This window comes from Thiomonas intermedia (genome assembly GCF_002028405.1).
GTDB lineage: Bacteria > Pseudomonadota > Gammaproteobacteria > Burkholderiales > Burkholderiaceae_C > Thiomonas > Thiomonas intermedia.
Genome location: NZ_CP020046.1, coordinates 770,110 through 791,099, shown reverse-complemented (window position 1 = coordinate 791,099; position 20,990 = coordinate 770,110). Strand labels below are relative to the sequence as shown.

The following is a 20,990-nucleotide window of genomic DNA, read 5'->3' as shown; positions in this document are numbered from 1 at the left end:
GCCGACCAACCAAGCGGCGAGGGCGGTCAGCAGGCCCCCTTGGCGACGGCCGGCGCCTTGGGTGAGCGGGACGGGCATGGCGCCTCGCCATGCGGCTTTGCGTAGCGCACCGGGCGTGGTGCCCAGGTCCTGCGCAAGCCGTGGATCGCTGAGTGCGAGCCAGCAGGGCCAGCCTGCACATACGAAAGTCTGAAAAAGCTCTTGGGAATTCATCTGTCCCCCTCGGTCTGAAGTTGCGACTGAAGGGAATCGTCAGAGCCGTCATTTCATTTCCGTGGCGGGCCGGAGCGACCTTTCCCATGGAGGCATACAGCCTTGGTGTGGGACACTGGTGGGACGGACATCCTGTCGCGCGCTGTCCCGTTTGGGACAATTCGGCGACAACGGGGACAAAAAAATACTTTAAAACGGCACGCCGACACCACACTGTGGTAGTGCGGCTTATGTCATAAGTAACTGATTTTTTTGTGTTTTTTGGTGCCGACTATCCGAATCGAACGGATGACCTACCGCTTACAAGGCGAAAATAAAAAGCGATGTAGGTAGCATAAACATTGATCCCGCTAGAATTAAAGGCATAATTTGGGGGAATCTAGGGGGAATCGAACGGTCGTTCGGAAAAGCGGGCTATGGCACATATTGAACGGCGTCAGAATGGTTGGCGCGCCCAGGTACGGCGCCGCGGAGCGCCGTCGATCTCGCGGACCTTTGACCGCAAGGCGGACGCCGAGGACTGGGCACTGGAGATCGAGCGCGAGCTGCGCCGGGGCAACGTCGCGGCCGCGCGTGATGACGCCGGCAAGACGACTGTTGGTCAGGTCGTTGAGGCTTACCGTGCCTCAGTGCTCCCTCAGCTTCGCTCGGGGAGCGCGGCCGGCTATGTGTCTGCGGTCGAGCGCAAGTTCGGATCCCACTTCATCGGCAACGTCCGCGGCATCGATGTCGCGGTCTGGCGCGATGAATTGCTGCGGGATGGGCTGTCAAACCAGAGTGTCGTCCACCACATCAACACGCTGGCGGCGATCTTCAAACACGCCGAGCGCGAGCTCAGCATCTCGCTGCCGGCGGGCAACCCAGCCCGTGCGATCCGCAAGCCTGCGCTGCCGAAGTCGCGGGACCGCCGGTTGCGCCCGGGCGAGCTCGATGCGCTGTTGGCCGCGGCAGTGGCGACAAAGCGTACGCAAGGGCTGCGCGAGATCATCATCATCGCCGTGGAAACGAGCATGCGTCTCGGTGAGCTGCTCGCCCTTGAATGGAAGCACGTCGACCTGAAGCGGCGCACTGCGCACCTCGTCGACACAAAGAACGGCGAGAGCCGGACCGTGGCCCTGTCTAGTAGGGCGGTGGAAACGCTTCAAGCATTGCCACGCCGGATCGATGGGCGCGTGTTTGGCTGGTGGGCCGCGGCGGACAGCTTCGAAAAGGCCTGGGTCCGCTGCAAAGACCGGGCTATTGTGTCGTATCAGGAAGAGTGCGCGAACGCTGGCACGAAGCCGGATCCGGCATTCCTGGCGGATCTTCGTTTCCATGACCTGCGCCACGAAGCAACGTCGCTGCTGTTCGAGAAGGGGCTTGGCATCATGGAAGTTGCTAGCATGACCGGACACAAGAGCCTTGCTATGCTCAAACGCTATACGCATGTTGAAGCGGAACGACTCGCCATGAAGCTTGGCTAGAAATCGGACCAGTTGTCACCAATTGATTGGTGAAGCCCAACATGGGGTGGTTCCTACGGACTACAGTTTGTTGACTTTTAGCATCAAACAACCCGCACTTTCCCATTGAGAATTCGCCAATCCATCTATGGCTAAGCAACTATTTTTCGTGACAGCTCTGACGAACGCAGAGGCGGTCAAGCGGAAGGTTGAATCTGTTATCGAACCAAGCGAGTTCAGATATGAACTCGCTCCCGATAAGTGGGTGATCTATGCCGATGGCCCCGCAAGCGAAATTGCCGACCAACTTGGAATTCGTGGCGATCCTCATGTGGGGACCGGTTTGGTCTTGACACTCGGATCCTATGGTGGACGAGCGCCAAGTTCCCTATGGGAATGGATCAAGGCTCGAACGGAATAGCCATGGTCAGGAGGCAGCCACAGTCATCAATTCGAGCGTCGTCGGATGACGCCACACCCGCGGCAGGGTCGGTTTCGACGACTGACGCGGGGTTTGGCGCGAGTCGATCTGATTACTCCCAATTCATCTGGGATAAGTTGAACGCCATTGATGGACGCATGGCTGACATCTCGGAGCAGTACGGCCGCTTTGATACGAAACTCGACACATTGCAGGAGTCAGTCAACAAGATTGATGGCAAGGTGTCAAAGCATGAATCCCAAATTCGTTGGGCCACCGCGGTAGTGTCTGTAACAGTTGTCTTGTTGACCCTGATCGTTGGTCTTTACAAACTCATCGAGAGTCATTTGACAATTGGTTGGCACTGAAAATAGGTCCTAACAATTGCGTGGTTCGGCTACGGTTTTCAGCGCGTCGGGATTTCAAGGTGACGGATTTCCCGGGTGCCTCTCACCTTGCCAGCAGCGCATCCAACGCCTCAGTCAGCAGTTCCTGGGATGACTTGTCTTCCCGAATCCCGCGCATCTTCAGTGCCTCGTAGCGTCGGCGGTCGAGCTTGAGCGTCAACGCCTTGTAGTACGTCCCGCCGGCCAGGCCGGCGTCAACGTCATTTGCGGGCTTCTTTGCAGGCTTGGCCGCAGCCTGCGACGCCGGTGCAGCCGCCCCCTTTCGCACTAGGCCAGCGCCGAGACTGGCCGGCTTCGTCGGTTTCGTTGCCATTGTGTTCTCCATTTGCGTATCTCCGAAATTATGCACTTGCGTGCTTATTGAGTTGCGTGGATACGTATTGCCATAGCGCAGAAATCTCCCCTGCGCTGCGGCCATTCGCGTACAACTCTTGCACGGTCCGCCCGTCGATCATCGATGACGCGAAGTCAGTGCGCTGATAGACGACGGTCGGTGCGACGGCACCGTGCTGGCTCAGCGCGATGGCCGCTTCGGTCGTGATTCGGGCACGGTGGGCTGCGCCGTTGATCACGAACACCATGCGCTTACCTCCTGCCTCTACCAGCTGTACGGTCGAGCCGACCGCGCGCAAATCATGCGGGCTTGGCCTGGTCGGGATCAGAACGAGATCCGCGACGGCGAGTACCTGGCGGATGGTCACAGTCACTGCGGGCGGGGTGTCAATGATGCACAGCTGCACGCCTGCGGCTTCCAGCTCTGCCAATTGGCTGGCCAGGCCGGACAAATCAGCGTGCGCGAATGCAGGCGTTTCGGCGGTGCGCTCGTTCCACCATGCTGCGAGCGATCCCTGCGGGTCGGTGTCGAGCAGGGCGACGGGGCCGGCGCCGGCTTGTTCTGCTGCGACGGCCAGGTGGCCGGCCAAAGTGGTCTTTCCTGCGCCGCCTTTCTGGCTGGCAATGACGATAGTCTTCATGTATGTATTTCCGTGGATACGTTGATACGGACTTGTCACCGCCCGGCGAAATGCCGGGCATCGGATCAGTCTTCGCCAGGCAGCATCACGGTGATGCAGGGGCGGCCGTTGTCGTCCGGGCCGACGATGAATTTCAACCGGGCCGGACGAGGCTTGACACCTCGCCCCTCGCGCGGAGTGCGCACCAGCTCGTAGAACAGCGGGCGGCTCGTGTCCATGCCGCGGCGGGTTGCGCTGCGCAGCGCAAGACTCAGCATCCACACCACGTCCCAAAGCCGCCCGGACGTCGATTGCCCGGTGTAGCCCTTGCGCTTCTCGGTTTCCTCGTCCCAGGCCACGCAGTCGGTCCAGGCCGCGGCCGTCAGTGCGACCGGCCATCTGATGCCGGCTTCGGTGGCGGTTTCCGAGACGTCCGCGAGAACGCCGTCGTCGATCGCTTGCGCGCGGGTGTAGCTGTGCAGGATTGGCCCGAAGATTGCGGTCAGGTCGGTGGTTTGCATTTGTGTATCTCCGTGAATGCGTGATTACGTATCTGCGTGGAAATGGCTTACTTGATGATCTCGACCCGCACCAGGCCGCCGAGCTGCAGAACGGTGCGAATGCGCTTGCCGTCGGGGCCGACGTGCGAGCCCTTGAAGTCCCGATGCACCCGCTTCCACTCTTCCATCGTCATCTGCACCTTGTTCGTCTTCACCCCATCGCTGGGAGGGAGGGGGGAGGTGATCGTGTGCGCGGCGTCGTGCTGCGGGGTGCGGGATGTTTTGAGGGTGGTTGCGGACATGCTTGCTCTCCTGGGGTTGTCGGCATCGCCGGTCGGTCGGGTGGTCGGTTCATTTGCGAACCCTGCAAACCGGTGCCCGCCATGGCGGGCATCGCGAGTTGCAAGAACAAGTGACAGAGCGAGGGACCAGCGAAGCGGCCCGAGAGTCCCCGCTTGCGGGGCTGGCGCGCAGGACTTGCTTGTGAGCGAAGGTGCCGCAGGTCGCACCGACCACGCGACTGGCCGGTGATGACGCCAGGGGAGCGTCCGCTATCCACCCGTCCCGCACCACGCAGCGCAGAGCTGCGCTAGCGCGCCATCGGCGCGTGCATCCGCCCGCTTGCGGGCGCTACTTAGTCTCGTGCGCCCGCCTCGGCGGGGTGCCTTTGCGCGAATGAGGGCAAGCAGCGGATGACATCTGCTCAAAAATTCAGCACCACAGTTGGATCCGCTGGGCCCGGTGCATGCCGAGCGTCGATGCGCACAGCCTTGTCCACAGGTTCTGTGGACAATGGCGCGGTCATGAACGACACAGCTGATGTTTTTTGAGAGTCAGTCACGCCCTACTGTGTGAGATGTTGCGATAGCAGCCGAAAATGCGCGGAGCCAACCAAGACTTGCCGCAATCCCCCCCACTCCTGTCGTCGGATGACATGGCACGATATTCTTCACAGATTCGGTGCGCATCCCGACTCTCTACCGGACGTCACCCCATGGATCAAGCCCTTGTGGCCTTGTCCCGTCAAGGACGCATGAAAGAAACCGTTCGTGCACGCGATCTCGGCAGTCGTGTGAACGCTCGAAAGAGGTGGCCCTTGTTGGACCCAGACCCGCCGCATGGCTTGGTCACCTTTGTGACGGCCGTCTTTGATGAACACGGTAATTTGAAGCGCCGCTCGCACTTCCGAAAGCTCCGTGGCCCTGCTGGGAGGGCAATTGCCGACGTCGTCGCGGAGCAGGCCGCAGCACGCGAACGAACGGCGACCGAAAGCCCTGAACATGCGCTTGCGAAGAGGCTACTCAAGGCGGAGCTGGACCTGCGGATCTTGCGCGATGATCCTCTGCCGTGGTCGTTCAAGGATAGTGATGCTTCCGACTTCGCCCTGAAAGGCAACTTGTTACTCGGCGCAACCAAAGTCGTGGCGGAACATCGCATCGAAACACCATTCGGTTTCGAGTTCCGACTAGACCTTGCCGTACTGGGGCCACCGATCAACAATAAGCCTTGGATAGCCGGCGGCATTGAAGTCGAACGGACCCATGAGTTCGATGGCTATAAGGCCTTGATCGGTCGCTCATTGGGATTCCCGCTTATCACCGTAGACATCAGCAAGATGACGCTTGGTGAGCTAACACCCGCGTGGGCGCGGTCGGCGCTCAGCGCGACAACCAAGAGCGACCCCAAAGGCCTTCGCAAAACGTATGTGTTTCTGCACGACTTGGCCTACCCGCAGTACCTTGTGATTCCGAACGGATTTCTCCATGAGGCACGGCATAAGTACATCGTGTTCGCGCCGGACTCGACGCTTGTAAAGCTCGAGAGGCTTTTCAGGCAATTGCGGGACGATCTCAGGTACACGTCCGCGGATATTGTCATTCAGAAACACAACGCCAAGAGCGATACCGCCCGGACGGCTTTGAAGAATGCCGGCGCTATCGTCGGCTCGGACTGGAGTGAGGTCAATGGTGATCGCTGCCTATTTGTGACGGCCCCAAGACCGGCAGACATCACCGATCTTCGAGGTCACCAGTTTCACGCGACGCTTGCAAAACTCCTACTCCGCAAGGACTGCTTGGTTGGCTACCAGTACGAATTGGGACTGCACAACACCGACCCAGAGGAAAATCTCTGGCGCGGCTACAGCCCCAATAGTCACCATGGGATCCATTGCGTTTTTCGAGTGGCGCCAAAGCGGCTTGCGGAACCATTGAGCCGTTACATGGAGTTTGCTTCGAAGCTCATGGGCGGAGCCTCACCTTCTACCTGAATTTGCACTGTCTTCTCGGCAGCTGCGGCAGCCATCGAGTCGAAGTAGCGCCTGTCGTCCGGAAACGACAAATGATTACCGCGTATACCGTTGCAGACCGCGAGGTAGGTTGCAACTGAAGTGTTGAGCGATCAAGCTATCTTTGTTCGAACAAGCACAAGGGTAGGGAGTGCAGCTATGAAATTGCCAATCAAACGTCTGATCGCGCTGGTGTCCCTGGCGCTTGTGGCCAGCTCGGCCAGCGCAGGCAACCTGTGCTACCTGGGCATGCCCGGCATGGGGTGCCCCAATGTGGCATCAGGGGGCGCCGATTCGACCCAGAGTTCCTGGGTGGGGGCCCAGTCGGCGCCATCTGGCGGGGCACCCTGGATGCCATCGCAAGATCAAACAACAGTCGCCCTTCAGAATTATGTGGCCGGCGTCTTGCCCTTACTGTCGAGCGGACGCGCCACTGCCCTTCCGGCAGGTTGGAGATATGTGGAGAACATGGGCTATTCGCCAGGCGCAAATCAAAGTTATTACAACCTCCTTGTTGCGTCCGGCAATGCTGATGGGACGAACTGGCTCATTTACAACGCAGCCTCGCAGCAGTATGGCGTGTGGCAGATTGTCACGCCGCATGGATGATCTGTTCCAATGCTGCGTATCGGCAACCCTATGCGACACTGGTGTCGAATGTCTTCGCATTTCTCACGTGTGGCTGCGGATCCGCTGACTCCGGAAATCGCCGCAATCATTACAAATCTACTGAAGGGTGGAGATATGCAAATTTCTTTGGATCAGAAGCTCGGGAAGGCTAGGGCTGCGCTTTGCGTTGTGGCCTGTCTTTTCATGGCGGGGTGTGCAAGTCCAAGTCATGATGAACAGTATGGGCGTCGAACGGAGTACGAAGCCCAGCCGGCACAGCGAAATTGCTGGTTTGCGGCGGCATCGGGATTCTTAACGCCAGGGCCGGGTGGTTTTGCCATGGAATCAAATCAGGCTGCGCAGAACGCCAAGCAATGCCGTGGTGAGTAGGACAACTTCGGGGAGTCAGTTCAATTGGACGTAGGCTGCCGTTTTAAGGCGATCTGGTAGCTAGTAGGCACCACATTGGTGCACGGCACGATCTATGGCTTTTCGGGCATAAAGAATGGGCAGCAGGTACGCTTTCGCCTTTGCGGTCAAAAGGGGATACGGAAATGAAGTGGGGCGACGTGACAAGCCAGCTCTGGTCACTCGTCTGTCACTTCATTGGATGGCTCGATAGCCTGGAGGCCAAGGACTACGCGACCTTCATCCCGATGATCATCGCGTTGCTGGCGGTCTTCTTCGGGCCACTGATGATGTTCTGGCTCGGCAGGCGGCAGATCAAGATGCAGGAGGCGATCGCAAAGCGTCAGATCGCAGACAGCATCTCAGCGAAGCGGCAGGCTTGGATCAACGAGTTGCGTGCTGAGATGGCCGAGTACCTAACGGTGACGGCCCGCTGCAACGACCTCCGGCGACCTGCGCCGAACCTGACACCTGAGCAGGCGGAGAAGAACTTCGCCGAGTTCGCGACGTGCAACTCCCGCGCCCACGAACTCGGCGTTCGCATCAAGCTCCGCATGAACCCCGAAGAGGACGATCACAACAAGCTGGACGGCCTCCTCAAGGCGCTCGCGGACGCATCGCCCGACCCTCCCGCGGGTGAGACCGAGGAGCAGGCCAAGGCGTCGATCGCTAGGTTCAACGAGGCCCGGGGCGAGGTCATCGCGTTCATGCAAAAGTTGCTAAAGAAGGAGTGGGAGCGCGTCAAGAAGGGCGATATGTAGTCACGCAGGCCACGCGACCTCTCGGATTGCCAACGCCTGTTGAAGGGCGCACGGTGGCCGATCGCGCATGAGTAACCAACGGCCACAACCGTTGCAATGCGGCCATCTGGCTCGGGTCGCGAAGTGTCCGCTTGGCCGACCTGCCGCCACTCACTGGCAGGGTCGCGCGTCAGTTAAACGCGGACACAGTGACGCTGCATCTGGCGGGTTTGATCAGACTGCGCACCAATAAGAAAAGGGCCGCAGATGCTTCAGAATTGCCCTTGATTGCCGGTGGTGAAGGTGAAGTTCCGGCTGAATGCGGTGTTGTTGATCGTGCCGTTCAGCACGACGCTATAGCTTGTGTTCGGCAGCAGCGGATTCGTGGGGAAGGCAAAGGCTGCAAACGGTGCCAGGTTGTGGTTGGGATCGTCGCTCGAATCGGTCAGGTTCAGCGCGATCTGGTTGCCGTTCGGGTCCATCACGGTGCCCGACGTGAGCAGCACCGTGTCCGACAGGTTGCCGACCACCGTGATCGGTGTGCCGATGGGGTTGGCCTGCAAGTTCAAGGTGGCCCCGTTCAGGTAGGGCGTTGGCTCTTCCCCGCCGGCGCTTTCATAGTCGATGCCTGTGGTGCCCTGGCATGGGAACGTCAACGGCGCGTCGGCATAAAGAGGCGCCGCAGGCGAGCCAGACGCATGATTGGCGAGGTCCATGGTCAAGGTATACATCGGAGCCGCAGGACCGAAATTCAGGGGTTGATACGAGATTCCAACCTCTGCGAGCGGATAAAACATGCCGGACAGGTGGTAAGGGACGCTGGCGAGCCGCATCACGCTGGCTGCGCCGCCGTCATTGTTTGTAGGTGCCGGGCTGATCACTTCGGTGGCCTGGTTCCCCCCCGCCACGCCGTACCCCACATGGGCCATCCGATCCGCCGGGTAGTACCCGGTGTAGTGCGGGTCGGCGTTGACGGTCTCAAAGTGCGTGATGGTCTTCTGGTCGGCCATGTACCCCATATGGTTCACCGCCGCCTGGTCGAGCAGGGTGTTCTCCGAGAGTTCAGAGAACCCGCATTGCTGGCGCATGGCGTTGATCTGGTTTAGCGCGGCGAGTTGTTGCGAGCCGGCCGGGTACTGCGTGGTCGTGGCCGTCCCTGTGTTCGCCGAGGAAATGCCGGTCGTCCCGGTGCTCGTGATGGTCGTAGGCGCCGCGCTGCCGCCACCGCCACATGCGGCGAGCAGCAGCGCGGTCAGCGCCAGGGCGCCAGCGATCTTGAGTTGATTCGTGGTGAGCATGTGGATCTCCGGTTGGGGGCAGTGCCCGGCTCTTGGGCGGTTGGGCCGGGCATGAAGGGCAAAGTCAGAGGTGTTCGCGATGGTCTTCAATCAAAGCCTCCAGCGCGACCACAAATTCTTGGGGACTCATTTGGCCTGCCTTCGCTTCGATTTCGAACTGGTCCATTGCAGAAAGCAGGGGCACCATCGTTCCGAACATCCGCATCAGGCCATCGAGGTAGCCCACCCAATAGTCTTTTCGTGGCCAGTATGTTTGCGTTTGCGCCAGCGCGATGCTTTTGAGCCCCAGCACACGGTTGCAGACATCAGTTGTAGAGACCTCCCCGCCGTCGAACTGCTCAAGCAGTTCATCAAGGGCATTGCCAATCTCGATTTCAGTCGGATGAATCTTCATCATGGAAACTCCAGGGGTAATAGCCCGGCAGCCCGCCGGGCGGGGTGTTATTCGGTAAGCGCAGAGCGCCAGAGGCGCACCATGCTGCGGAACTCATGGTCACTTTCCCGGGTTAGCGAAATAGGAGGCGGCGCAGGCCGTGGAACAGGGCGAGCAGCACGACAACGCCGAGGCGCAGAGACAGTTCAGTCAAACCCAATGCGACGCTGACAAACATGGTCAATCTCCGTTTTGTTGGTGACGCCCAACGAGGCGGCTTGCTTCTCGCCTTTGACTTTTTCACCACTGCATCCGGCGGCAGGGGGCGGTCGCTTGTCGGCCCGACAAGCCGGTGCCGCGCTGTGCGCGGCAGACCAAGTTGCGGAGAAAGTGCCAGACGCAGGCGCAGCGCAGCGAAGCCGGAGTGCACCCGCGAAGCGGGCTGGCGCGCGCGACGCTTGCGAGGGCAGGCGTAGGAGGTCGCCCGCCCCCTGCTGCTGGAAGCAGCAGAGCGCCGCTTGCGGCGCCCTTCGCGCGCAGCGCGCTGGAAAGTCCTTTACGCCCGCCAGCGGCGGGGTGCCGTTGCAGTTGCGATAGCGATGGCGGCCCGAAGGGACGAGACCCCACGGTACGGGGGCTCGATGCGGAGCACAAGAGCGCGGGCCTGCTCCCGGTGCAGGCATCGCCCACGCTTGAATGAGGCCATCACATTTCAAATTCATCGTCTTGCTCCATCTCCGTTTCGGCTTCAGTTTTGGTTTCGGCTGCTTGCTGCTGCGTCAGCGTGGTGTGCTCCGGCTGCGTCGTCAACTCATCCTCATCCCCGACTTCGTAGTCATGGGTGGTGTCTTTCTGCGCGGACCGCGACATGGCCTGCGCCAGATCTTTCAAGCGCTCCAGCTCGCCCGCGAGCACGTCCTTGTCGCCGGCCGCCTCGTCGATGCGGTTCGGCCCGTGGGTGTTGAGCCAGTCACGGCAGGCCGCGAAGCTCTCGAGGTCTTCATCGGTCAGCGAATTCCCCCGACGCTCGGCGATTGACTTCGCGAACTCGACCATGCTCTCGGTCGGGGGCACGTCCACGAGCTGGTCTTCGTCCGCCTCAAGGTCCGCGACGTTGAAAATCATGTCGGTTGTGTAGCGCATGCGCGAAACTTGGACGTACGTCTGTTCGCGGTTGGCCATCGTGCCGTCGGCGAACACGATTGCATGGTCAACGGTCGCTCCTTGCGCAGCGTGTGTCGTGACGGCGTAGCCGTGTTCGAGGTTGGCGTAGCCCACACCTGGCGGGGCTTTGCCTGGCCCGTTGTGCGCGTGCTCTGGCTGGATCGTGACCACCTCACCGCGGTCCAGCCGCACGGCGATCGTGGGGCGGCCCTGCGGGTCGACATCGACGCGCTCGACAGTGCCAAGCTCGCCGTTCATCACACCGAGCGACTTGTCGTTTTTCTTGAACAGCACGCGCCCGCCTTCGCACAGCTCGCGCTGACCCAATGATTTGCCGTTGCGATCGCGGGTTGTGATCGTGGCGCCTGGCCCGAGCGTGCCAGCTGCTTTTTGATGCTCAAGCGCAGCCTGGTTCAAGGCTGCAGCGCTCGCCCGGGTGCCGGTCAGCATCAGGCACTCCTGCGGCTTGCCACTGGCGCGAACACGCTGGGACCACTTCTCCACGGTGGCCCGCAACGCGGTGTCGCGGTCGGCTTGCATCTGCACCAGGTCGTGCTCGGCGAGCAGCGCGAGCGCCTGCCCGGCCTCGCCGCGCTCGGCGTGCTCGACGGCCTGGGCCATGTCTTTGTGCGCAAGGCGCTGGCGCTGGTTCTGCACCATTTCTGCTGTGCCGACACGCTGCTGGAGCGCACGAAACGCGCCGCCGGCTTCGACAGATTGGAGCTGCTTTTCGTCCCCGATCACGACCAGCTTCGCGCCGGCTTCTTTGCACAGCTGGAGCAGCTCGCGCATCTTGCGACTGCCGATCATGCCCGCTTCGTCGACCATCAACACCGTGTCGCTTGTGAGTGGATCGCGCGGCGGATCGCCCTCGGGGCTCGCCTGGCAGGCCAGCAGCAGGCTGGCGATGGTTTGCGACTCGATGCCAGCGCCGTCCTGCAGGCCGCGCGCGGCCTTGCCCGAGATCGCCGCGCCGCGCACGCGCAGGCCCTGGGACTGCCAGGTCATGCGCGCGGCCTCGGCCAGAGTGGTCTTGCCCGCGCCCGCGGCGCCACGCACCAGCTGCACGTCGCCGGCAGCTTCGCAGATGTGGCGAACCGCGGCCTGTTGTTCTTCGGACAGCGCGAAGCCAGCCTGGTCGGCAAAGTCGGCGATGGCTCGGTCCACTGCGGCCGCCGACACGGCGTGCACGGTCGAGCCTTGCGCGGACTCGGCCAGCGAGGCCATGTCGCGCTCGAGCTGCAGCATCGCACGCGTGGTCATGCGCTGCTGCTGTTGCTGGAATTTCGGACGCTTGCGGCCGGCGGCAGTGAGGTCCTGGAGATCTTCCCGCGGGCGCAGGCGGACGAGCTCCTTGTCTTGCAAGAGCTCGGCGACTTCGCGCTCGATGGCATCGATGCCCATGCCGCTGCCCTGCGCGGCGATGGCAACTTCTCTCCACACGGCGGATTCGTTGAACGTGCTTTCGCCCCGCGTGAGCGCGGTCAGGACGGCGGCGCGGTCGTAGACCGGCTGCTCAGCGTCGGCCTGGAACCGTGCCGCCTCCAGCGCGTCCGCCGTGACCCCGTGCGCGGCCGCGCGCTCGAGCCAGTCGGCCCGCAGGACGTCGGCGTTCGTGAGCTCTTTGCCCCGGCGGGTGGCGAGCGCCGCAATCTCGGCGGCCCGCCCGCCGCTGGTGCCACGCTCACGCATCGCCTTCTCGATTTGGTCACGGCGGCGAGAGAACTCGTCGCAGACCTCGGCGCTGATCGCGCCGAGCTTGAAGCTGTCGTCGTCATGCTCGATGGCGAAACCCAGCTCGCGCATCGCGTGAGCCAGCTCAGCGCGGTACAGCGCGCCCAGCGCCATTTTGTTGCGCAGCAATTGGCTGTTCTCGATGCCGCCCCAACCGCCGTCGTGGCGCTGCGCGAGGTTCGCAACAACGCAGTGCGTGTGCAGCTGTGGGTCTTGCTCACGGCTGCTGCCGTGGCGGTACGCCGCGGCGACGAGCTTCGCAGTCTCACGCTCTGCGCCGCCCTTTCCGCGCTGGGCGAGGGTCAGGCGCTTCTCAATATGCGCGAGGGTCCGAGCCACGGCCGCGTCCTGCGCGCGCTCGATGGCAGCCCGAACGTCGGGCGTGCCGGCGACCCAAGCGATCGATACAGACTTCGGCGCACTGAACGTCAGGTCTTCCCCGAATCGCCGACGCTTGCCTTCCTGCCGCTTTTGGCCCAGCACTTCGCCGGTGCGCGGATCCTCCCCCATCATTACCGCGATCTGGTCTTCACGCTGAACGGCGCCGGCCAGGCCGAGCGCCGCGGCACCAGCGCCAAGCCACCGGCTAGGCGCGCCGCCGTCGGTGGCGCTGTAGTAGTCCTCGACGTCCTCCGCACTGTCCCTGCCATCTTCGCGGGGGTAATCTGCGCAGCGGTCGGCGTCGGCGCGACCGGCGCCCTCGAGTTTGTGAATCGACAGCATTTCAGTCCTCGTGTTGCTCTTCGTCTTCTTCGGGGTCGGTTGCCTCGGCGGCGGCCTCGGCCGCGCGCAGCTTGAAGCGACGGCGCGGGGCTTGAGCGCCGACAGGCGCTGCCGGGGCGGCCACGGCCGCCGCTGGCGCAGCGCTGGCGAGCATGTCCACTTTCTCAAGCGCATCCGCGGCTTGCACGAGCAGTCCGGCGCCGGGAGCGAGGAAATCGAGGGCGGCTTCTGCCGCAGGTGCCCCGGCGGCGGCGACGGCTTCGTCAGTGGCTTCGGCAGCCGGCGTTGCCTCAGCCGGGTCAGGTTCGGGCTCGCGCTGCATCTCGAGGAGCCACCCAGTCATGTCCACCGGGTCCACGACCGGGCCGGCCGGCTCCGGGGCCAGCGTCGGCACCGCCGCCGCCATCGCAGGCGATGCCACCGCCTGGGCTGGCGCCGCGGGCATCGCCGCACCGCCGCCAGGCGCGCCCGCGTCAGCGTCCGCGAGAATCGAGTGAGGCCAGAACCTTCGGGGCTTCCGGAGCTGCACGATTTTGTCGAACTGCGCACGACACATATAGACGTTTCGGCTGCCAGGCGGCACGATGACGATGCCCACGCCCTTGGAATCTGGCGACAGATCGGTTTTGAAGCGCGACGCCCGGATAATCGGCTCTTCCGCACGAACCCACTGTTCACTGATTTGCGCCCCCCCGCGCGACCACTGGTAACGCTCGACCACGCGGATGCCGGCCAATTTCTCGGCCCAGTCCGCTGAATCACTGCCAACGATTCGCGTGATAATTTTCGTGGCGGTCGTATCTTGAACGACCTGCCACTGCTCGCGGCTGTAGGTATCGATAAATTGCGCCGGACTTTGGGCGCCGAGGACCATCCGGACGCCTTTGCTGCGCAATATCTCAAGGGCGCGGATCGTGCTCGGGACACGGCCAAGCTGGGGATACTCGTCGAGGATGAACGCGACGCGGCGATGATCTGGCTTGCGGTCAGATTGGTTCGCGTAATAGCTGACCAGGAAATCCACGACGCCGGCACAAAACGACTTCGTCATATCAGCGGCCTGCTGGTGGTGGAGCAAGACCAACGGCGGGGCGGATTTAGCCGCGGCCCAATTTGCCAAGCTAACCGGCTTGGCCTTTATCCTCGCGAGAGCGCCGTCGAGTTTGCATAGCAGCAGGAGCGGCCGCAATGCAGCACTCAAATTCATGAGCACTGAAGCGAATGTTTTTCCTCGAATATCAACAACCAGGCCGGCTGCCTCCGGCAGATATTCCCGGATCACGGACTGAATGATCAGAGGATCGGATAATTGCGCGAGCAGAGTCTGACGCAGATCCGATAAAAACCAATTCTTGCCGCGCCGCGCACGGATTTCCGTCAAGGCCGCTATCAAAATGGATTGGGCAGATTGCGCCCATACCGGGTCGCCGTTTTTTGGCGTCGGGATAACATTCACGGCCCATTCCACGGCGATAAGCTCTGAGTTGATGTCGTGCCCTACTAACCAGCGGCCGCTGCGCATATCCCACGGCGCGAAGATAATCAGCTGATCAAGCTCAGACACAAAATCGCCTTTCGGATCACTAATCAGCAGTTTGTCTCCGCGGCGGGTATGCTCGCGCACGAGCTTTCGAACGAGGACGGTCTTGCCACCGCCCGATGACCCGAGAATCAGCGTGTGCGCCACCTCATCCCGAATATGCCAGTGCCAGCCCTTTAGCGGCTCGATGCCCTCGCCATTGGTTTTAGGCGTGCGCTCGATTAGTTGAGGGCCGGCAATATGTCGCAGGCCGCTCGGGTTGTTCGGCCTGGCTGCGAAGAATCCCGCCAGCGCAGCGAGAATGACAGCGGGTATCAGCGAGGCAAACCCGATAGTTAGTCCAAGCGCCGGCCAGCCGGAATGCCCGGGGAATGCCCCGAGGAATTGCCAGCCGGCCTTGAACGCGACAGAGGCCGGATAATGCGCGACGACATGCGCGCCGAGCTGCCAGCCAGCGAGGTAAATGAACGCAGCTGTGAATACTGCTGCGAATACCCCGTCAGCCGGGCTCCACGGCGGGCGTTGATACTGATCGTCGCGCATTTCGATTAGTCCTTACTCTTGGACCAGTTTTTCAGCGACCCTATTCGGGATCGACTGAATTAGGGCGCTGAGGCGATTTTCAACTGCGGATAGACGCTGGGCGTCGCGGCCATCCAAAATGGCCGTCTGGATTACCTTTCTGGCTGCCTGGCCTACACTGACTGAATCGATCTCGGCTTGCTCTTCGAGGAACCGCACTTCCTCCGGCGAAAAACGGATTGTGATGGCTTTGCTGAGTTGCATGATGAATGCTCCTTTGTGCTGAAAGTTATCTGATTGCAATTTGATGTTCAACTATCTAGGCGCGAATCGACGGTACACAGCGGTAACATTCTGGCTTTCGAGCTGTTGTAAACGCGGCATTTTTGCCTTGTTTTCCGTCGTTTCCGCTGATGCGCGACACCTGAGGGTATTCAGGTGTGGCTCTCCTTGGGGTTTGTTCTTCAGTGGTCAAGTCCGGCGCGGAACGCGGGCGAGCATGATTAACATGCACGTCGCCAGGCCGGACTTGTCCTCCGCATGCCTGGGCACCGCGCGATTACAGGCAGATGCTGAGCAGGGTTTCGAGTTCAGTTAATACTTCGGTCGAGTGATAAGCGACGTCGACTTGGTTGTCGTTGATGTCAAGATTGACGTCAAAGGCCACCTCGCCATTTGCGAAATATCCGATCGTGACTCCTTCGAAATCGGGGTGAATGCGGTTGAACTTACGGCCGCGCAGGAAGGCCAATAACACAGTTGGCCAGCCTGGGCGCGCGAAAATTGCGAAGGTCGGGATTTCTTCTAACGGGCACGTCGCAATGAAACCTTCGGTAACGGCAGAGAATGATTTGTAGAAATCGTCGCATTCGGCCCAATTAAAATCGGATGGGCCGTTGACATATTTCAGCCATTCGTAATCGAAACATTCGGAGCGCAAGATATATGCATAAAATGCGCCAGCCTCGCGAGCAGTTTCTGGCGCATTGGCGTTCCACCAATCACATAGGATTTTGACGCCGGGCGTTTCTTCGTAGCGTCCGTCGTAAATATCCGTGGGGTGAAAGGCGGCATTTGCAGCAACTGCGCGCTGCAAAACTGAGTAATCGCCAGGGATGGTCTGCAGCTTGCGTAATGCGTCGAGATCAATCATGTTTTCCTCCAGGGTTTCGATTAGTGCTGCGCAGGCTTTTCAGCCGCATCGACGCGATAGCCAGATTCAGCGAGCATTCGGTCGTGCATGACTGAGTTCATGAGCTGGAAAATCGATTTTTCTTTGGGTGATAGCTGAATAATCCGGCCGTCTTCGAGTTTGAGTGTGTACACGCCGCGCGCGTCGACCAGGATTTCGTACCGGCGGATAAATCCGCCAGCCGGTGATCTAGTAGTCACGGAGTTCCTCCGGCGAGCAGGTTTGCGAGCTCGACTGCGAGGGATTTCTGCGCGATTGGAAAATCGAGTAGGCGGCGCTGGTGGGTTTCCGTTCCGCGGCGGTCGTGCAGGGTGACGTGCACGCGACGGCCCATTTGCGCGACGGTGATGTGATTTTTCGCATCGAGCGGCCGGCCGTGCGGGCGGCATTCGATTTGGATCGTTTTCATGCATAGCTCCTTTGAGCGCCGCGAATGTCGGCGTTGAAGCTATTCAGAGACTGGCGAAATGCGGCCGCTTCGCGGCGGAATAACGTGCGTTGCGCGGGGCGCAACGACGACAAAGCCCGGCTTGGGCGGGCTTTGTGACGGGTGTTGTGGCTGGGACGCTGGCCCCGGTGATCGATGGGGTTTTGCCCCGCCGGGGGCATTGAGTGGCAACCGAGGGGATGCCGAAGGGTCAGCGATTGCGCTATAGGGTGCCGAGAATCAATTTTGTCGGGGTGGGCGACCCAAAGCACAGCCAGCGGCACAGAGCGCGTTTAAAGCGCTCGTATCGGCGCTTCGCGCATTGCCAAGGGCTGCCGCCCTTGACCCGCATGCCATGGAAATGGTTTTTTTCTGGCGGCGGTTTCAGGCCCTGGCCTGGCGGTTGTTGTTGCATTGAAGCCCCGGGGTGGCGCCTCCAGGCGCCGCCCCCTGGGCGCTAGAGATTCTTGAAGAATCTAGAAGGGGGCGGTTTTCCCTCTGTCGGACGGGTGGCGTTCCGCCGGGGTTTTGGTGGTGTTATGCCGGGGTTTGGATGGCGTTACGCCGGGGGGCGGCTGATCTCAAATTTTGTCCGGGCGTACTCATTGATCGTCCAGCCGAGGTCGCTGAGTTCCGCCAGCGCTTGACGTACCTTTGCTCGCCGGGTTTTCGTTGTGTGTGCGTTTTTCGTCGCGTCCGGCCAGACGTACGAACAAAGCGTATCGAGCTCGACTCGCCCCGATTTCCCGGCCTCGCCGTCGATCCAGCCGCAGAGTCGCTGGTGGATCAGGCGGGCAGCGTCTGACTTCAATGCCCGCACCTCGGCCATACTGATCCGGACATGACGCCTTTCCCCAACAAGTGCCTCGGCGAGGCGCGGGTTGATCGCGACGAACAGCTGGCCGCCGGCATTGTTCTTGTCCCCGGCGTCGCTCTCATAGCTCGCGAGCACGCGATGGCCTTTCCGTCGGCGTCCGTCACGTTCAACGATGATTGACACTGCGTACAGTCGTTCGATGCACTTGCGTATGCTTTTGAATTGACTTCCGCCGTCGTCGGCGTAGCCAAGTTCCCGTGCAAGCTGCCGGAAACTGCCCTGCGCGACCATCGCGTTTTGCTCAACCGCATCGCCGGCAAGTTCCAGATCACGCCGGAGCTGTTGCCCGAGCTCAGATTCCGTGCTGCTGGATAAGATCATTCCGAATCCGTTGGTCGTCGACGCCATGGCAATGAGCCCCTGGAGTACGCGCAGGTCGTCTGCGCCAAGGGGCTCCGGTCCCCAAAACCGGAGAGAGTCGTCGCCGAACGTGTAAGACACGTCGAGCTTGAGACGGCTCCGGTCGCCTTTTTTCAGAGACCGGAAAAGCCCGGGCGCGAGGCAGTGCGCGGGATCGTGTCGAACGTGCGTGAGTGCGAATTTCGGGTAAGTTTTAGAGCACACTGCGATTTCTCCTGTTGCTGTTGTCCGCCGCCTTGCGCGGCGAAGACGGAGGCAGAGGCAGAGGCGCTGCGTCGGCGTACAGAACGCCGTCCGCACCGCGGCGCAGGAACGTTGCGCCGGCCTCCCTGTCGTGCGAAGCCTTGCCGTTGACAAGCACTTTCCAGTCGCGCCGTTCGGCCTCCTCGACTTCCGTCGGCGAGGCCGCGCGAAGGGTCCACACGGCGCGGCAGCCGGCGGGGAAATCCGTCGCACCGCGCCCGCTGTGGTGGTCTTCCCGTCGGTCCAAAATCGCGGTCTGGCTCGCGTGGTGGACGACGAGAATGACCTGGCCGTTTGTCATCGCGACTGACACAAGCCAGCGGATGAACGCATCCATGTGCTGGCCATCGTTTTCCGTCAGATCGTGAAATGCGCGCAGTGGATCGATGATCACCAGCTTGTAGCCTTCGATGGCCCTGGCCCAGCGCATGCCCTCTGCCGTCGGCCGGGCGATGCCGTCGTCTCCTCGCTGCATCAGCGGCAGGCGTTTGCCTTTGAGGGCGACAATCTTGAATTGCTCGCCGCACCGGGACTTGATGCCCTCGATCCGCAACTGCCTGGCGATCGCCGCCATGCGGCGGCCGTGGTCCGCGACGCGGTCTTCGACCGCGAAGTACAGGACCTTCCCGGGCGCTGCATTTGCCGGCAATTCAAAGATTCCGCGAGCTGTACGTTCGCTGCGGCAAACCGAGCGGCCGAGCGCGACGCTCAGACCAGCGGCAAGTGCAACCCACCCCTTCCCGACCCCGTCGGCCCCGGACAGCAGACCAACGTCGCCGGCTTGCAGCGCCCCGAGCACGTAGTTCGGCGCGGGCCATGCAGCATCCGCCGCATCCCAAAAATCGAGCTCGGATGCTTCGCGAAGAAAATCATCCGCCGGGTGGTCCTGGTCCTCGACCGTGGCGTCATCGTTTTCGCCATCGATGGCGATCCAGTCGTCGACCGGCACTTCGGCCAAGCCGCGTGCACGCGCCATCGCTGCGAGGTCGTTGAAATCCGTCTGGCCGGCAATTGCCTTCCCCCCCGGCCACGCCGGACGGATGACGAACCCATCCACGGCCGCCGCCGCTTCCCGTGCTTTTGTCATGCCCGGGTTGTCTGCGCGGTGGTGGTCATCATCCGCCGCGAGGCAGATCATCGCGGCGGGATACTTCTGCCGCACGGCCCGGGCAACGGCGGGCAGATTTCCGCAGTCCAGCGCGGCAAGGACCGTCGTGCTCGGGTACATGTCGACGATGCTCATGCCGGTAGCGAAGCCCTCGCAGATGATGACCAGGTCATTGCTTTCTGCGTCTTGCGGCAGTTCGCCGGCGACAACGATGAAGTTGCCAACCTTTTCCCCCTGGTAAAGCGGCCGCTTGGTGCCCTCAGCGTCGATGCGCTGCAGGTTCCTCGTCTCACCTTCCACGTTCTGTATGCGGAGCATCAGCCGCCCGTCCTGGGCCAGACGAGCGGGCCCGGGTTGGATGCACTTGGAGGTGAGGTAGGGGTGATCTGCTGGCGCGGCCTGTGCTTCCTCCCAAATGCGGGCCGCATCCCGAGCAACACGGTCGTGGTTCAGCGCATCGTCGGCCATGCGCTGTGCCGCCGCCGCTTTGGCCGCGATCAAGCTCGAAGGGCTGATGCGCTGGCCCGACTTCGCAGACCAAGACACCTCGATTCCGCTACTGTGGTCCTTCGCATAGCCGTGGTCGCCGTGCAAGCGGACTGCAATGTTCTTCGTGCCACGCTTGTGCCCGGCCCCGCGCAGGCGCTTCCATTCCCCGTCCGCGCTGATCAGTCCGGGGTCGTCGACTTCGATTCCTCCGTCGCGCATCGCAGCAAGCATGCTGCCGACCGAATCGTGGAGAACAGTCATCACACCCCCCCCTCGATCAGATCGAGCTGCTCGACGCACAGCACTCGGCGCCGCGGCTTGAGCGCCCGCGGCCGGGCCGGCGGCAGCAATGCCTTGCCGTCCTGGAGGCCGAGCTCGCATTGCCCGAGCTGACGCAGCTCGCGCCGCGCGGCCAGGCATTGCTGCACGCGTCGGCGGGTGCAGCCGAGCGCGGCGGCGAGGGCAAGCGTGTCGCCGGCCTCGTCGCCGGCCTCGGCGTCGGCGTCGGCCAGAGCTTGTGCGTCCAGCGCAGCGACGGCCTCTGCCGCCTCGAGGATGGCCAGCGGGTCCGCGGTCTCGATGCCGATCAGCTCGCCGGCGACGTCGCCGAACCCGATCTCGACGAGGGGAGCGCCGGGCACGGTCCTGGCCCTGCGCTCGCGGCGGCGCAGGCTTCGCATTTGCGCAACGCTCTTGCCCAAGCGCTGGGCCAGCCAGGCGTCGGCGGCGTCCTCCAGACCGGCGGCCAGCAGCGCCGCGGCTTCCGGCGGGAGTGCAGCCCGTGCGCGTGCCTCAAGTTCGGCGATCATCGGGCACCCCCGGCGGTTGCGGACTTACGCGGCCGACCAGGCCGGCGACGCTCGCCGTTGCCCGGGGCCGGGGCGGGTTCAGCGGGGGCAGTGGCCGGGCGCGAATCGCCGCCGACGCTGCACTGCGCGAGCAGATCGGCAATGAACTGCT

The 20,990-nt window shown here is 62.0% G+C and carries 20 protein-coding genes; 5 read left to right on the top strand and 15 right to left on the bottom strand.

Annotated features, from left to right (window positions below; genetic code table 11):
* The first annotated feature begins 629 nt into the window (after window positions 1–629).
* Together BVH73_RS03625 and BVH73_RS03620 are read left to right on the top strand one after the other, a co-directional pair.
* Window positions 630–1,676, top strand: a complete 1,047-nt coding sequence (locus BVH73_RS03625) for a tyrosine-type recombinase/integrase (RefSeq protein ID WP_079416158.1) — start codon at window positions 630–632, stop codon at window positions 1,674–1,676.
* 558 nt (window positions 1,677–2,234) lie between these two features.
* Window positions 2,235–2,444 (top strand): hypothetical protein, encoded by a 210-nt coding sequence (locus BVH73_RS03620; protein WP_079416156.1) that lies wholly within the window; start codon window positions 2,235–2,237, stop codon window positions 2,442–2,444.
* A gap of 82 nt (window positions 2,445–2,526) precedes the next feature.
* Here BVH73_RS03620 and BVH73_RS03615 read toward each other — a convergent pair whose 3' ends face one another.
* From BVH73_RS03615 to BVH73_RS03600, 4 genes are all read right to left on the bottom strand, one after another.
* Entirely contained in the window at window positions 2,527–2,796 is a 270-nt protein-coding gene (locus BVH73_RS03615; RefSeq protein ID WP_154048416.1) for a hypothetical protein, read from the bottom strand.
* Window positions 2,797–2,824: 28 nt separating this feature from the next.
* Complete coding sequence (locus tag BVH73_RS03610) at window positions 2,825–3,457, bottom strand: ParA family protein (protein ID WP_079416152.1); 633 nt, start codon at window positions 3,455–3,457, stop codon at window positions 2,825–2,827.
* Between the two features lie 65 nt (window positions 3,458–3,522).
* On the bottom strand, window positions 3,523–3,957 hold the full coding sequence (locus BVH73_RS03605; RefSeq protein WP_079416150.1) for a DUF6573 family protein: 435 nt from the start codon (window positions 3,955–3,957) through the stop codon (window positions 3,523–3,525).
* Between the two features lie 47 nt (window positions 3,958–4,004).
* The gene (locus BVH73_RS03600) at window positions 4,005–4,238 is read right to left on the bottom strand and encodes a hypothetical protein (protein ID WP_079416148.1); all 234 of its coding nucleotides are present in this window, start codon (window positions 4,236–4,238) and stop codon (window positions 4,005–4,007) included.
* Between the two features lie 692 nt (window positions 4,239–4,930).
* On the opposite strand from BVH73_RS03600, the gene BVH73_RS03595 reads away from it, so the two are divergent.
* From BVH73_RS03595 to BVH73_RS03585, 3 genes are all read left to right on the top strand, one after another.
* The gene (locus tag BVH73_RS03595) at window positions 4,931–6,205 is read left to right on the top strand and encodes a hypothetical protein (RefSeq protein WP_218919046.1); all 1,275 of its coding nucleotides are present in this window, start codon (window positions 4,931–4,933) and stop codon (window positions 6,203–6,205) included.
* A gap of 177 nt (window positions 6,206–6,382) precedes the next feature.
* Window positions 6,383–6,832, top strand: a complete 450-nt coding sequence (locus BVH73_RS03590; protein WP_079416146.1) for a hypothetical protein — start codon at window positions 6,383–6,385, stop codon at window positions 6,830–6,832.
* A gap of 554 nt (window positions 6,833–7,386) precedes the next feature.
* Window positions 7,387–8,001: a hypothetical protein gene (locus BVH73_RS03585; protein ID WP_079416143.1), complete on the top strand. Its 615-nt coding sequence runs from the start codon at window positions 7,387–7,389 to the stop codon at window positions 7,999–8,001.
* Window positions 8,002–8,252: 251 nt separating this feature from the next.
* Here the strand turns inward: BVH73_RS03585 and BVH73_RS03580 are convergent, their stop codons facing one another.
* From BVH73_RS03580 to BVH73_RS15915, 11 genes are all read right to left on the bottom strand, one after another.
* Window positions 8,253–9,278, bottom strand: a complete 1,026-nt coding sequence (locus BVH73_RS03580; protein ID WP_079416141.1) for a CAP domain-containing protein — start codon at window positions 9,276–9,278, stop codon at window positions 8,253–8,255.
* 64 nt (window positions 9,279–9,342) lie between these two features.
* Complete coding sequence (locus BVH73_RS03575; protein WP_079416139.1) at window positions 9,343–9,675, bottom strand: hypothetical protein; 333 nt, start codon at window positions 9,673–9,675, stop codon at window positions 9,343–9,345.
* 681 nt (window positions 9,676–10,356) lie between these two features.
* On the bottom strand, window positions 10,357–13,272 hold the full coding sequence (gene mobF, locus BVH73_RS03570; RefSeq protein WP_169836744.1) for a MobF family relaxase: 2,916 nt from the start codon (window positions 13,270–13,272) through the stop codon (window positions 10,357–10,359).
* A gap of 1 nt (window position 13,273) precedes the next feature.
* A complete protein-coding gene (locus BVH73_RS03565; RefSeq protein ID WP_079416135.1) occupies window positions 13,274–15,355 on the bottom strand; it encodes a type IV secretion system DNA-binding domain-containing protein in 2,082 nt (693 codons plus the stop codon).
* Between the two features lie 12 nt (window positions 15,356–15,367).
* Window positions 15,368–15,598: a hypothetical protein gene (locus BVH73_RS03560; protein WP_079416133.1), complete on the bottom strand. Its 231-nt coding sequence runs from the start codon at window positions 15,596–15,598 to the stop codon at window positions 15,368–15,370.
* A gap of 295 nt (window positions 15,599–15,893) precedes the next feature.
* On the bottom strand, window positions 15,894–16,487 hold the full coding sequence (locus BVH73_RS03555; RefSeq protein WP_079416132.1) for a hypothetical protein: 594 nt from the start codon (window positions 16,485–16,487) through the stop codon (window positions 15,894–15,896).
* 20 nt (window positions 16,488–16,507) lie between these two features.
* A complete protein-coding gene (locus tag BVH73_RS03550; protein ID WP_079416131.1) occupies window positions 16,508–16,726 on the bottom strand; it encodes a hypothetical protein in 219 nt (72 codons plus the stop codon).
* Window positions 16,723–16,935 (bottom strand): hypothetical protein, encoded by a 213-nt coding sequence (locus BVH73_RS03545; RefSeq protein ID WP_079416130.1) that lies wholly within the window; start codon window positions 16,933–16,935, stop codon window positions 16,723–16,725. The genes BVH73_RS03550 and BVH73_RS03545 overlap by 4 nt, the downstream gene beginning before the upstream one ends.
* A 577-nt stretch (window positions 16,936–17,512) precedes the next feature.
* Window positions 17,513–18,394: a replication protein C, IncQ-type gene (gene repC, locus BVH73_RS03540; RefSeq protein ID WP_079416129.1), complete on the bottom strand. Its 882-nt coding sequence runs from the start codon at window positions 18,392–18,394 to the stop codon at window positions 17,513–17,515.
* Window positions 18,384–20,291: an AAA family ATPase gene (locus BVH73_RS03535; RefSeq protein ID WP_169836743.1), complete on the bottom strand. Its 1,908-nt coding sequence runs from the start codon at window positions 20,289–20,291 to the stop codon at window positions 18,384–18,386. The genes repC and BVH73_RS03535 overlap by 11 nt, the downstream gene beginning before the upstream one ends.
* Complete coding sequence (locus BVH73_RS15915) at window positions 20,291–20,839, bottom strand: hypothetical protein (protein WP_169836742.1); 549 nt, start codon at window positions 20,837–20,839, stop codon at window positions 20,291–20,293. Before BVH73_RS15915 ends, BVH73_RS03535 begins: the two co-directional genes overlap by 1 nt.
* Between the last annotated feature and the right edge of the window lie 151 nt (window positions 20,840–20,990).

Excerpts from the sequence above, each read along its gene's own strand:
- BVH73_RS03625 (WP_079416158.1), top strand. The coding sequence starts at position 630 with ATGGCACATATTGAACGGCGTCAGAATGGTTGGCGCGCCCAGGTACGG.
- BVH73_RS03620 (WP_079416156.1), top strand. The coding sequence starts at position 2,235 with ATGGCTGACATCTCGGAGCAGTACGGCCGCTTTGATACGAAACTCGAC.
- BVH73_RS03615 (WP_154048416.1), bottom strand. The coding sequence starts at position 2,796 with ATGGCAACGAAACCGACGAAGCCGGCCAGTCTCGGCGCTGGCCTAGTG.
- BVH73_RS03610 (WP_079416152.1), bottom strand. The coding sequence starts at position 3,457 with ATGAAGACTATCGTCATTGCCAGCCAGAAAGGCGGCGCAGGAAAGACC.
- BVH73_RS03605 (WP_079416150.1), bottom strand. The coding sequence starts at position 3,957 with ATGCAAACCACCGACCTGACCGCAATCTTCGGGCCAATCCTGCACAGC.
- BVH73_RS03600 (WP_079416148.1), bottom strand. The coding sequence starts at position 4,238 with ATGTCCGCAACCACCCTCAAAACATCCCGCACCCCGCAGCACGACGCC.
- BVH73_RS03595 (WP_218919046.1), top strand. The coding sequence starts at position 4,931 with ATGGATCAAGCCCTTGTGGCCTTGTCCCGTCAAGGACGCATGAAAGAA.
- BVH73_RS03590 (WP_079416146.1), top strand. The coding sequence starts at position 6,383 with ATGAAATTGCCAATCAAACGTCTGATCGCGCTGGTGTCCCTGGCGCTT.
- BVH73_RS03585 (WP_079416143.1), top strand. The coding sequence starts at position 7,387 with ATGAAGTGGGGCGACGTGACAAGCCAGCTCTGGTCACTCGTCTGTCAC.
- BVH73_RS03580 (WP_079416141.1), bottom strand. The coding sequence starts at position 9,278 with ATGCTCACCACGAATCAACTCAAGATCGCTGGCGCCCTGGCGCTGACC.
- BVH73_RS03575 (WP_079416139.1), bottom strand. The coding sequence starts at position 9,675 with ATGATGAAGATTCATCCGACTGAAATCGAGATTGGCAATGCCCTTGAT.
- mobF (WP_169836744.1), bottom strand. The coding sequence starts at position 13,272 with ATGCTGTCGATTCACAAACTCGAGGGCGCCGGTCGCGCCGACGCCGAC.
- BVH73_RS03565 (WP_079416135.1), bottom strand. The coding sequence starts at position 15,355 with ATGCGCGACGATCAGTATCAACGCCCGCCGTGGAGCCCGGCTGACGGG.
- BVH73_RS03560 (WP_079416133.1), bottom strand. The coding sequence starts at position 15,598 with ATGCAACTCAGCAAAGCCATCACAATCCGTTTTTCGCCGGAGGAAGTG.
- BVH73_RS03555 (WP_079416132.1), bottom strand. The coding sequence starts at position 16,487 with ATGATTGATCTCGACGCATTACGCAAGCTGCAGACCATCCCTGGCGAT.
- BVH73_RS03545 (WP_079416130.1), bottom strand. The coding sequence starts at position 16,935 with ATGAAAACGATCCAAATCGAATGCCGCCCGCACGGCCGGCCGCTCGAT.
- BVH73_RS03535 (WP_169836743.1), bottom strand. The coding sequence starts at position 20,291 with ATGACTGTTCTCCACGATTCGGTCGGCAGCATGCTTGCTGCGATGCGC.
- BVH73_RS15915 (WP_169836742.1), bottom strand. The coding sequence starts at position 20,839 with ATGATCGCCGAACTTGAGGCACGCGCACGGGCTGCACTCCCGCCGGAA.